This is a genomic window from Psychromonas ingrahamii 37, assembly GCF_000015285.1.
In the GTDB taxonomy this organism is placed as follows: domain Bacteria; phylum Pseudomonadota; class Gammaproteobacteria; order Enterobacterales; family Psychromonadaceae; genus Psychromonas; species Psychromonas ingrahamii.
Genome location: NC_008709.1, coordinates 2213657 through 2225264, shown reverse-complemented (window position 1 = coordinate 2225264; position 11608 = coordinate 2213657). Strand labels below are relative to the sequence as shown.

Genomic DNA, 11608 nt, shown 5'->3' with positions numbered 1-11608 from the left:
GAAGACTTCGTTAATTTCACTTAGAACGAGCAGAACATCTCTATAAGTACTTACCTGAACGCTTCTTTCACTACTGTTTCAGTGCCTGCTACCTTGATTTTGTTGGGTTAGATTAGAGATAAAACTCATAGTACAAATTATGGCTTGATAATTAAAGATAATGAAACTAAATACGCTATCCATTTTTTAACTTCTTCCATAACATTTAAAAGCTATTCCTTAAATACTCTTTTTAAATAGAAATAACCTTGATATAAACGTTTTAAAACCGCAAACTTACTTTCTATATTTATTCAATCAGACTGCTTTAATAATTATTAGAAAAGTACCTAATGGCCTTTTTTAAAATAAAAAGGCTGAAATTAAAACAGCGCTAATTAAACATAACGCCTATTCGTTAGGTTTATTAAAATAGGAATTTAATGTCACATCATATTGAAGATTTACTTTCTCAGTGGAACATGTATCCAAATGATAAATGGGTACTGGCAGTCATCACTAAAATTCAAGGCTCTTCTTATCGGAAAACCGGTGCAATGATGTTATTTCATGCATTAGGAAAAAGCATAGGACTGGTTAGTGGTGGCTGTTTAGAAGGTGATTTGCTGCGTCATGCACAACGTGCTATTCAACAAGATCAAGCCATTAATATCACTTATGATGCCACTGACGAATCAGATGCAAGCTATCAACTTGGTTGTGGCGGTATTGTCGATTTATTATTAATACCAGTAACTGCTGACAATAACTATCTGCATTTACAGACATTAATGGAGCAATTAAAATCGGAAAATTGTGAATATCACTTACCATTAGTTAAATCAGGTACTCAAGCAGCGTCTATCTCAGCCAGCGTTGTTCCAATCCTGAATAAAACTGACTATGACTTTAGTAAAAGTACTTACAACAAAGCTAAAGAGTCTTCTGATATAACAATACTTCAGATACCTTGTAGAACACGTTTCCATCTCGCTATTTTTGGTGGGGGGTTAGATGCTCAACCTTTGACAATGATGGCGATACAATTAGGCTGGAAAGTAACGGTGTTTGATGAACGATCTAGTTATGCGCATCAACATCACTTTCCTAAAGCCAATATAATTAAACAACCACTCTCTCAATTAGAAAATGATATTTTGTTAAATATTGATGGTGTCGTCGTTATGCAACACAATTTAACCTTGGATGCATTAGCATTAAAACTAATTAGTCAAAGTCACCAAGCTTATATCGCGTTGCTTGGTCCCCGCCATCGTCGTGATCAGGTTTTTAGTAAAGCAAACATTAACTTGGATGATTTTAAGGGCTTCTTTTCAGCCCCAGCCGGATTTGACATAGGGGGCGAACTTCCTGAGTCTATTGCATTAAGTATCTTAGCCGAGTGCCATGCTGTCTTTTATAAGCGAATTCATTGAGCACACTAACTGCATTAACTAAAAGCGTCATTTTACAAATTAATGAATGCAAATGAAAAAATAGCGTGGGGTTCTGTGAATACAATAATAAAAGAGCTTAAGCATAATGTTAATGATGCCACACAGAAAACATTAACCTTAGTCCTGCTCGCTGCAGGTAAAAGTAGTCGATTTAACGGGATTAAATTGGCACAACCGATTGTAGATTTGAATGCTGATGGTGTCTTAGTTAATCAACCCTTATTACTGCATAGTTTAGATAAGTTAAACTATTTAGCAGACTATTTAACCGCAAATAACATAGCAAACAATGTTGTTGTCGTATTAGGTTCTCACCATAGTGAATTAAGTCAATTACTACCAATATCTACCACTTATATTACCAATGATAAAAGTGACAATGGTTTATCAACGTCCGTTAAAGTCGGTGTTGAAGCGGCTATTTCGACTCATGCTAGTGGCTTATTATTAGCCCTGGGTGACCATATCGGCGTGACTTATACAGACTATATGAAATTAGCTGATCTTTGGGTAATACAACAAAGCAATGTATGTGCATCATATCAGGCTCAGTTAGGTGTACCCGCGATATTCACTAGTGATCAATTTTCAGCTTTAACACAGCTTAAGGGTGATCAAGGTGCCAAACCTGTACTGCAACAATTAGTAAAAAACAAGCAGTTAACTTGTTTGGACTTACCAAATGCGATTAACGATATAGACACACGAAATGACCTTCTACAATGGCAGCAACTGCAGTTAAATAATCAATAACCCTGCCTATGTAAAAGCGACCATCACAATGACTAAAATAGCTTAATCAGGACAAGTAACTGAATATAATTCGAGTCTGATTAAGCAGGTAATCTTAATTTTTAGCAGAATAAATGATTTAATTCTAGGCGGGAGTTGACGTAACTGCTTGTTCCTTTTGCAAAAATTACAACACAGAAGTCAATTTATTTAGCTTGGTATAACAGTTTAAGATCAAATACTGAAGATAAAAAACTGACATAAAAAAACCCGAAAAATCGGGCTTTTTATAGTACGCGTTGAATTAGGCTTTTGCCAAAGCACTTTTTAAGTCACTTGGTTTCATTGGGATTTTGCGTAACCGCACGCCCACGGCTTGATAGATGGCATTAGCAATCGCTGGAGCAACCGGAGTAACGGCTGGTTCACCTAATCCGGACGGTGGCATTTTACTGTCAATAAACTCAATCTTAATTTCCGGCGCTTGACTTAAACGCAGCGGAGTATAAGTATCGAAGTTTGAGTCTTTATACTGACCATTAAGTAGTTCGGTGCCTTCAAATAACGCCATGGACAATCCCCACAGTGCCGCGCCCTGACATTGCGCTTCTGCGCCGTTTGGATCAACAATAATACCGGCATCGATGGCGATAACCAGTTTTTGCACATTGACAATACCGTTGGTTTTGTCGACATGAACTTGTACCGCGCACGATACCCATGTTGGCATATCACGTTCTTGGCCAAATGTTGATGCAATTCCAAGCCCGGTATCTTTGGCTTGTGGTGTGCCCCAACCAATCATCTCAGCGGCTTTTTTCAGTACCGCGGCCTGACGCGCTGCACCACCTTCGGCAACGGGTGTGCTACCGGCATTTCGGCCTTCGGCAATCAGCATGTCTAAACGGAATTGCACTGCATCTTTGCCCGCGTGATGCGCTGCTTCGTCCATAAAGCTTTCAACGGCCCAATTGGTCCAGCCTGGCCCTACTGAACGTAACCAACCCGGCCTGAAGGTGGCGATGGCGAGATCATTGGACACAGCGCGGACTTTTTGGGCGCCAACGCTATACCAATGGTCTGCCCCTGAAATTGAAAACGGATCATAGGGTTCGCCATTCACCCCTTTTGGCATAAAGAAAGGGGCTAATACTTGGGTTGGCCAACCGGCAGTGGCATGATGTTCCATCGCAGAAACCGCTTTTTTATCATCAAAAGCCATTTTTAGTTGTTGAACTGAAGCTGAGCGCGCGCTATCAAAGAGCATGTCTTGTGGACGCGTCATCACCATTTTAACCGGTTTTCCGCCTAAGGCTTTAGAAGTCAACGCCGCTGGAACGGTGTAATCGCCATTGAGCCTACGGCCAAAGCCGCCACCTAACATGTAGCTACGCATAACAATGTTAGCTTCGTCTTCACCTAATGCGATGGCTAATACAGGTAGGATAAGTGACTGCCACTGAGTACCTGAATGGATTTCCCATACGCCGTCTGGATTTTTAAAGACCAAGGCATTAACAGGTTCCATTTGCGCATGTAATACTGTGCTGGTGATATATTCTTGTGCAATGCTGCTGCTGGCACTCGCAAATACGGGTGCAGTGTCAACATTACCAGTATCTAAAATACTGCCTTTGGTGTTATCGCCAAGTAATTTTCTGCCGTGTTCAATAATATCGGCTTCAGACACTGTTGCCGTTTCACCCACATCCCATGTCACTTTCACTAATTTCGAGGCTTTTTGAGCCGCATGAAAGCTGCTGGCGATAACCATTAACCAACCTGGGACACTGCCACTCGCATCCTCTAATACAATCGTTTTCTGATAACCTTTAATTGCTTTCGCAGCTGAATCATCAAATGTCACGACTTTAGAGCCATAACGGGTGGGCGGTAAAATAGGATTGGCGTATACCATGCCATCAACTTTAGCGTCGATACCATATATTGTTTTACCGTTGGTCTTGTTGGCGATATCAAGAGAGGTCACCGGTTGACCAACAAGTGTAAGATCGGCATTTGGCTTCAGCGGCAGTTGTTTCAGTTCTTCTTCCGTAAACTGACGGGTTAAGCCCAAGGTAACTAATTCACCGTACGATAACTCACCTTTACTGGATATGATTTTACCGTTTTTAGCTTCACAATCTTGTGCTTTAATGCCCCATTTTTTGGCCGCGGCTTCGATGAAGGCGGTGCGACCAGCAGCTCCAGCTTGACGATATACCGGCCAGCTTTGTGAAATAGACCAACTGCCACCGGTAACCATGTAACCCCAGCGTGGGTCACTGTCAACATGAATAATTTCAATGTCGTCCCAAGAGGCTTCTAGTTCATCAGCAAGAATACGCGCAATAGCGGTACCGACATGTTGGCCCATTTCTGAGCGCATAATGTTGACTTTAATTTTGCCGGCGGTATCGATTGAGTACCACAATGAAGGCTCGTAAATATCACCTTCGCTCGGTAATACTTTACCGTTAGGGCTGGCAGGATCCATTGCCGCCATCAAGTGACGAGGGAAACCAAAGCTGACACCAACCGCTGTCATACCAATTAAAAAGCCGCGTCGGGTTATACCCTGTGAACCACGTTTAGGAAGTCTGCTCATGATTGCTCTCCTTCAATGGCATTTGCCGCTTCATGAATAGCACTACGGATACGCACGTAAGTCATACAACGACATAAGTTCCCAGCCATCACAGCGTCAATATCTTTATCCGTCGGTTTAGGAATGTCTTTTAATAATGCAGCAGCTTGCATAATTTGACCCGACTGGCAGTAACCACATTGTGGCACCTGCAAGTTTATCCATGAAATTTGTAATGGATGGTCGCCTTTTTCTGACAAACCTTCAATGGTAGTAATTTCAGCCCCTTCTACTATCGAAATGGGAGTAATACATGAACGTGTTGCACGTCCGCCCACATGGACAGTACAGGCTCCACAGGTTCCAATACCGCAACCAAATTTGGTACCCGTCATGTTGAGTTCGTCACGAATGACCCACAGTAGAGGAGTATCGCTCTCTACGTCGGCAGTCATCGGCTCGCCGTTTAAAATAAATTTTGCCATTGGCACTTCTCCAGTGAAGTTATTGCTCAAATCGGGGTTGATTACGGATCTCGCCCACTTGTTGTTGTAATTTAGGCCAGATGTTTTCCCCTGCAGTTTGACGCAAATAAGCTGCTATTGCGCTAATGTCTTGATCGCTAAGTGCATCACGGAATCCTGGCATTACCACGCCGCTGATTCCTTGATCGCTACTAACACCGTCCAGTATGACGTTAATCAGGTTCGTTGGCTTATCAAGATGAGTCGCTGAGCCTATGGTAATCAATAGCCGGCCTTTGACTAATTGGTCGCTGCTGTAATGACATGCTTGGCAAGCAGTGGCATACAAACGCGCACCTTCATCGATCCGTTGATCTGGTTGTTGATGTTGTGCGTCTATTGCAGCTTGTAAAATCTTATTAGATTGTGATTCATCCATTTTGGTAGTGCGATCAAGATCGGCAAAATAATTGCTAATGTCTCTAAGATCACTGTCTGGCAGAGCGGATAAACCATCGTGCATAACCGGTGCCATTGGACCTGCGGCACTACCATGGTAAAGCGAATTACCTGTGCTGAGGTATTCGTAGAAATCTTGCGAACGCCAAGGGAGTGGTGACGTGCTGGTAGAGGTTAATGAGGGTGCAATCCAACCATCAATGGCAGCACCTTGATACATTTGGTCATATTTTTCACCGCCAAGTGCATTACGTGGAGTATGACATGCGCCACAGTGAGCAACACCTTCAGCTAAATAAGCGCCACGGTTCCACTCGGCTGATTTTTCGCTGTTGACTTCAAAAGGTTGAGTGTCAGCAAACAGAAGTTTCCAACCCGCTTGAAACCAGCGGATATTGAGCGGAAACGGAATATCGTTATCTTTTTTGACTTGGTTAACGGCCGGTACAGACGTCATGATATAAGCATAAATGGCGTTAATATCCGCGTCGGTCATTTTATTAAAGTGTTCATAAGGGAACGCAGGTAATAAATGATGTCCATCACGACTCACACCAATGCGCATCGCTCGGCTAAAAGCGGCTTCTGACCAGTTACCAATACCGGTTTCGACATCTGGGGTGATGTTACTCGAATAAATGGTGCCAAAGTCGGTGTGCATTTCATAGTTACCTGCATAAGGCGTTCCACCTGATGGCGTGTGACAAGTGCTGCAATAACCTGCTGCGGCAAGGACTCTACCTTGTTCGATAATCTCTGGAGAATAGTCTGTTTGAGCAGGTATGACGGGATCTATTGCAGGGTACCAAGCGTATATACTAAATACACATAATCCTACAATAGCTGCACCACATACGCCATAAACGATACGTTTTAGCATATTACATTGCCTTATTTAAAAAATAGATCGGGGGGGAGTGATCTAGCTAGCTAACATTCCCTGTTTAGCTTTGTATTACAGTTAATATTTGCGAACAATTATTAACCATACAATAAAACCGATAAGCCTAGTTAACTCTAATGTTAATAAAATGTGAATGCAACCTCTGTAAGCCATCTGTGACTTAACAAGTAAAATGAGATTTCTATAGAGAGTTGAAAATGAACGATTTTAGTTAACTATTAACGAGGAGATGTTGATTTTTTTGGGTGCACTTTGTCAACAAGTGCAGGCTTGCAGGTTTATCTGCAGGCGTTCTGCGCGGCGATCGTCGTAGGCATCGAATGGTGATGCATCACTCTTATTGCCTACTCAGAATGCTTTCAGATTAAAAACTTAAACGATAAATATCAAAGGCTTGGGGCAATATTTTTTATAAATCAAACCATTTTTTTATTGATTCTGTAGTAGGGACACCGCCACTATGGACAACCTTTTCATCCATCACAACCCCAGGTGTGGACATTACACCGTAATTCATTATCGTTTCTAAATCAGTTACTTTCTCAACAAACACTTCAATTTCATTGTCTTTCGCTATTTTTTCAATTAATTTAGCGGTATTAATGCACTTAGTGCAACCAGATCCTAATACTTTAAATTTTTTCATTATTATTTCTCCTAGAAATTCCATATTGATAGATTAAATATCCAACCTATAAGGGTAAATGCTGTTAACAGCAATGCAAAAAGTAAACTCAGTAAGCGCCATTGCATCACTTGCTTTAACATCACAAATTCCGGCACGCTTGCCGCGACGGTACTCATACAAAAAGCGAGAGTAGTGCCAATAGGTAAACCATTTTTGATCAGGCTTTCCATAATGGGAATTACCCCCGTGGCATTAGAGTAAAGTGGAATACCCACCAGCACAGAGGCAGGTACAGACCACCATTGCCCTTGACCAAGGTGGGCTTCAATCCAACCATCGGGCACAAAGCCATGCAGAGCAGCACCAATACCCACACCAATAAATACCCACTTCCAAACTCTGGCAACGATTTCTAGCATTTCACCTTTAGCAAAAGCATGTCGGTCTGAAAGTGTCATTTTAACAGCTGCCTCACCTTGTGAGGGGGTTGGTTTTCCTTGACTATTTTTCATCGCTTTGGCGGCAAAAGGTTGCAGCCAACGTTCAGCCCCGATTACATCAAGAAACCACCCGCTTAACATACCGATCACCATCCCTACCGCGATATACAGCAGGGTAAATTTCCAACCTAACAAACTAACCAGTAACAAAATGGCTATTTCGTTAATTAAAGGGGACGTGATCAAAAATGCCATTGTAATACCTAACGGGATCCCCGCGCTGGTGAATCCAAGAAAAACAGGAATACTGGAGCATGAACAAAAGGGGGTAATAGCACCAAAAACACTGCCTAAAAAATAGCCAAAGAGTCTTCTTTTCCCAGCCAGATAAGAGCGTACTTTTTCCACATTGAGAGAGGCTCTTAACAAGGCAATGACATAAATCATAACGATTAGTAACACCATGATCTTAGACGTATCTTCAATAAAAAAATGCACCGCATCAGCAAGCTTTGTCCCGGACGATAAAGACAGTTGTTGATAGGTAAGCCAATCGGCAAATTGAGTGAAAATTTCAAACATCACGTCCCCCTTTTTCATATCAAGGTATTGGAAAAGCAAAATTCATCAATCTTTATCCTCTTTTTTTATATAAATTGTTTTATATAAGATGCAAAGAGAGTAAAGAAGATGCCCTTTTTTGTTATTTATTTAGCAGGGAAAAACAACACACTTTCTGCTGTTTATCAAAATGAATTTGACAGTGTGCTTTTAACCTTTGCTTAAGCTTAATTCTAGCCTATTGCAAACAGGATTTACTGGCGGATAAAGTTAATGCGCATAAGCTTGCAAAATCCTGCTGACTCATGCCTTTTATATCGCGGTTCATATATTAGTTAGAAAGAAATATAAGATAATTTAACTTTGTGTTTTTTTACTTTTTGTTATGAGCTGTGACCCTATATGTTCCAGATTTTTTATTGTCTAACGGCTCAAAGCATTAACAAGGGTTAGAAAGTTCACAACTCCTTATAATTTATTCTTGACCAGACTTTTACTATATATCTAAACAAAACATAGTTTGCTAAGATAGCGCCAAATTTAAGGAGATTACTTTTATGCCAAATTATGTTGTCGGTCACAAGATCCCTGACTCAGACTCGATCTGTTCAGCCATCGCATTATCATATTTAAAAACCACTTTAGGTGAGGACACAGTTCCCGCACGTTTAGGTCAATTAACCCCAGAAACATTATTTATTTTAGATAAGTTTGGTTTTGAACAGCCAATGCTTAAAACCAGTTATGCAGGTGAAGGTGTTTATATTGTTGATCACAGCGATATTGAACTTGCCCCAGATGATATTAATGATGCCACTATTTTAGGTATTATTGATCACCATAAATTAGGTGACTTAACCACAACGACGCCACTTGAAATTTGGGTTCGTCCTGTCGGCTGTACTAATACCATCATTAAAATGATGTATGATTTTTATAATGTAGAAATCCCTAAAAATATAGCAGGCGCGATGATGTGCGCTATTTTAAGTGACACTGTTATTTTTAAATCTCCTACTTGTACCACTGCTGATATTAAATGTGTTGAAGCGTTAGCTGAAATTGCCGGTATTGAAGATTTTAAAGACCTTGGTATGGATATGTTCAAGGTAAAATCGGCTGTTGAAGGTACGCCGATACGTGAGTTAGTTAAGCGTGATTTTAAAGACTTTAATATGAATGGTAACAAGATTGGCATTGGCCAATTAGAAGTTATCGACTTAAGTGTTTTTGATGATATTAAAGCCGAGCTTGCTGCCGATATTGCGGCATTAAAAGCCGAAGGTGGGCGTCACAGTGTTTTATTATTGCTGACCGATATCATGAAAGAAGGCTCAGAGCTTTTAGTGGTCAGTGATAATGAAAATTTAACCGAGCAGGCTTTTGGTCAGGCAACGACCGACGGTAAAGTTTGGTTAGAGGGTGTACTAAGTCGTAAAAAACAAATAGTGCCACCACTGCAAAAAGTTTTTGCTTAATTTTCAGTCTGATAAAAAACAAAAACCACGCTATTAATTTAGTCGTGGTTTTTTATTCTCGTTAAATAACAGCGATAAATGCCAGGTCTTGTCCAACAATTGGGTTAAGCCGTGACCCACACACTTACCGCTCGACTTCTAATGGCTCACTGTTTTTGAAAACACATTAATAACCATGACACCCACCAAAATTAACAACATTCCTATCACCGCCGCAAGATCAGGCAGTTGTTTATAGACCACAGCACTTATTGATGCAATTAATACTATTCCCATGCCTGCCCAGATAGCATAAGCGATACCAACGGGTACCGTTTTAAGCACTAAGGATAAGAAATAAAATGCAACTGCATAACCAATAACACAAACAGCACTGAAGGTTAAATCAGAAAAACCATTTGATGCTTTAAGTGCTAATGTTGCCATTACCTCAGCTACAATAGCAATTGCCAAATACCAGTAACCCATACTTCATTTCCCAATAAAAATATAATATTTTTTAGACGGAATAATTCCACCTTCCCACAAGAAACACCGACACTGCCAATGATTTCATAACGTTACTAGAATAGCAGATTTAAACAGTGGTTCAAAACGTGACGAAAAAAATGAAATATAAATCCTGCGGGAAAGCGGCATTTTTCTGTATTTCTGCCATTAAAACAGAAATTACAGTGGAACAGTATATTGATTTATTGAGCGCGTTACAAAGCAGTAATATCCACAAAAGACCTTTATGTAACCTGGTTATACCAAAAGAATTAATGAAGTGGTCAATGATTGCGAAGGAAAAATCAACACTAAAGTTGCATTCGATCGTTATTCTCATTTCACACAATCGTATGGAACGATTTTGAATAGCTTTAGCTGACTACAAAAGGTGAAGACAGTATCTTCTGAATAAAAATCACAACGCAGTTAGGGATGATTTTAACCCGCAAGTGATCATTTTTTCAGCTCTTTTGGTCTTATCCATCGATGCAATTGATTCAGCCCTGTGAAATTTCACCCGTAGCGAGCCAAGAAGCACATTTAGAATCGAGTTCTTGTGCTGCTCGATGCTCGTATTTGTAAGAATCCTCTGCGCTTAGGACATCGCGCCAACGACCATTCGTCCCTTTATGAATAAAGGTTTGTGCACCGCCATTCCAAAAAGCACCACCAAGGGGGACGCTTTTTGCGGCATTTTTTTTCATATATTCAAAACTGCAATGGCGCAGTATAGACTCCCATTTGTCTTCATCAATCGGGGTTCCAAGGAATTCTGCTAAGCGGCGAATCTCTCCGGGCATATCGTTTTTAAGATTTTCGAAATGCAAAAAATAGACATTCGGTAGATTTCTGATTGCCCACCAAGATCGGATATTTTCCCAAAATGACCACCAAGGGTGCCCATCTTGATCGAGCCAATGATGGTAATACTCAGTTATTGAACCCGATGGCTTTTCAATTGCGGGTCCGACTCTACCGGGAGTGTCATTTAAAGCTTCATACCAGGCCTGATTAGCAGTCGAGTGATGGTTGAACATGCTCCATAAAACATCGCGCCCGTCGCGGCCGATATAAATGTACTTAGCCTTTTCAGAAAAGGTCAATGCATCAACAGGTAGATGCGTTTTTAAAAACCGTCGATGAGTCTGTGCCTCGACCATCGGCAGTTTTACCTCTTTAGGCGGCACTCGCAGATCAAGCCATGGGGACATTTCTGCCACTTCCAGTCCTTCTTCGCCGTTGAACAAAAGCTGAGAGATAATCTGTTGTACCCAGGTTGTTCCTGATTTAGCGTAGGTTGAAATAACAATATCATCGTCTCTAAAATTAAGCTCATTCCAAATTGTAGAATCAAAATGATGATTATGGAGTTCTCGCGTTTTAATTGGTTTGGCAGTGTTATTCATAAAAACTTCTCACTTTTATAG

The 11608-nt window shown here is 40.8% G+C and carries 10 protein-coding genes; 3 read left to right on the top strand and 7 right to left on the bottom strand.

The features are described 5' to 3' along the window. The first annotated feature begins 422 nt into the window (after window positions 1-422). Both PING_RS09560 and PING_RS09555 read left to right on the top strand, forming a co-directional pair. The gene (locus tag PING_RS09560) at window positions 423-1415 is read left to right on the top strand and encodes an XdhC family protein (RefSeq protein ID WP_011770171.1); all 993 of its coding nucleotides are present in this window, start codon (window positions 423-425) and stop codon (window positions 1413-1415) included. Between the two features lie 75 nt (window positions 1416-1490). Continuing rightward, window positions 1491-2189 (top strand): nucleotidyltransferase family protein, encoded by a 699-nt coding sequence (locus PING_RS09555; RefSeq protein ID WP_198134767.1) that lies wholly within the window; start codon window positions 1491-1493, stop codon window positions 2187-2189. Between the two features lie 283 nt (window positions 2190-2472). Here the strand turns inward: PING_RS09555 and PING_RS09550 are convergent, their stop codons facing one another. The 5 genes from PING_RS09550 to PING_RS09530 form a co-directional block, all read right to left on the bottom strand. Next, a complete protein-coding gene (locus tag PING_RS09550) occupies window positions 2473-4776 on the bottom strand; it encodes a xanthine dehydrogenase family protein molybdopterin-binding subunit (RefSeq protein ID WP_011770169.1) in 2304 nt (767 codons plus the stop codon). Next, window positions 4773-5240 (bottom strand): (2Fe-2S)-binding protein, encoded by a 468-nt coding sequence (locus PING_RS09545; RefSeq protein ID WP_011770168.1) that lies wholly within the window; start codon window positions 5238-5240, stop codon window positions 4773-4775. Before PING_RS09545 ends, PING_RS09550 begins: the two co-directional genes overlap by 4 nt. Window positions 5241-5259: 19 nt before the next feature. Further along, window positions 5260-6558, bottom strand: coding sequence for a cytochrome c (locus tag PING_RS09540; RefSeq protein WP_011770167.1), 1299 nt, complete (start codon window positions 6556-6558; stop codon window positions 5260-5262). A gap of 433 nt (window positions 6559-6991) precedes the next feature. Then, window positions 6992-7228: a thioredoxin family protein gene (locus PING_RS09535; protein WP_011770166.1), complete on the bottom strand. Its 237-nt coding sequence runs from the start codon at window positions 7226-7228 to the stop codon at window positions 6992-6994. Window positions 7229-7239: 11 nt separating this feature from the next. Further along, window positions 7240-8232: a permease gene (locus tag PING_RS09530; RefSeq protein WP_011770165.1), complete on the bottom strand. Its 993-nt coding sequence runs from the start codon at window positions 8230-8232 to the stop codon at window positions 7240-7242. 536 nt (window positions 8233-8768) lie between these two features. On the opposite strand from PING_RS09530, the gene PING_RS09525 reads away from it, so the two are divergent. Next, window positions 8769-9689, top strand: a complete 921-nt coding sequence (locus PING_RS09525) for a manganese-dependent inorganic pyrophosphatase (protein WP_011770164.1) — start codon at window positions 8769-8771, stop codon at window positions 9687-9689. A gap of 138 nt (window positions 9690-9827) precedes the next feature. On the opposite strand, the gene PING_RS09520 is transcribed toward PING_RS09525, so the two are convergent. Both PING_RS09520 and PING_RS09510 read right to left on the bottom strand, forming a co-directional pair. After that, window positions 9828-10157 carry a DMT family transporter gene (locus PING_RS09520; RefSeq protein WP_011770163.1) on the bottom strand — a complete coding sequence of 110 codons (330 nt, stop codon included), beginning with the start codon at window positions 10155-10157 and terminating at the stop codon, window positions 9828-9830. Window positions 10158-10678: 521 nt separating this feature from the next. Beyond that, window positions 10679-11587, bottom strand: a complete 909-nt coding sequence (locus PING_RS09510; protein WP_011770162.1) for a sulfotransferase domain-containing protein — start codon at window positions 11585-11587, stop codon at window positions 10679-10681. Between the last annotated feature and the right edge of the window lie 21 nt (window positions 11588-11608).

What these genes read in the sequence shown, in the direction of transcription:
- PING_RS09550 (WP_011770169.1), bottom strand. Translation starts at nt 4,776, where the DNA reads ATGAGCAGACTTCCTAAACGTGGTTCACAGGGTATAACCCGACGCGGC.
- PING_RS09510 (WP_011770162.1), bottom strand. Translation starts at nt 11,587, where the DNA reads ATGAATAACACTGCCAAACCAATTAAAACGCGAGAACTCCATAATCAT.
- PING_RS09560 (WP_011770171.1), top strand. Translation starts at nt 423, where the DNA reads ATGTCACATCATATTGAAGATTTACTTTCTCAGTGGAACATGTATCCA.
- PING_RS09520 (WP_011770163.1), bottom strand. Translation starts at nt 10,157, where the DNA reads ATGGGTTACTGGTATTTGGCAATTGCTATTGTAGCTGAGGTAATGGCA.
- PING_RS09545 (WP_011770168.1), bottom strand. Translation starts at nt 5,240, where the DNA reads ATGGCAAAATTTATTTTAAACGGCGAGCCGATGACTGCCGACGTAGAG.
- PING_RS09535 (WP_011770166.1), bottom strand. Translation starts at nt 7,228, where the DNA reads ATGAAAAAATTTAAAGTATTAGGATCTGGTTGCACTAAGTGCATTAAT.
- PING_RS09525 (WP_011770164.1), top strand. Translation starts at nt 8,769, where the DNA reads ATGCCAAATTATGTTGTCGGTCACAAGATCCCTGACTCAGACTCGATC.
- PING_RS09540 (WP_011770167.1), bottom strand. Translation starts at nt 6,558, where the DNA reads ATGCTAAAACGTATCGTTTATGGCGTATGTGGTGCAGCTATTGTAGGA.
- PING_RS09530 (WP_011770165.1), bottom strand. Translation starts at nt 8,232, where the DNA reads ATGTTTGAAATTTTCACTCAATTTGCCGATTGGCTTACCTATCAACAA.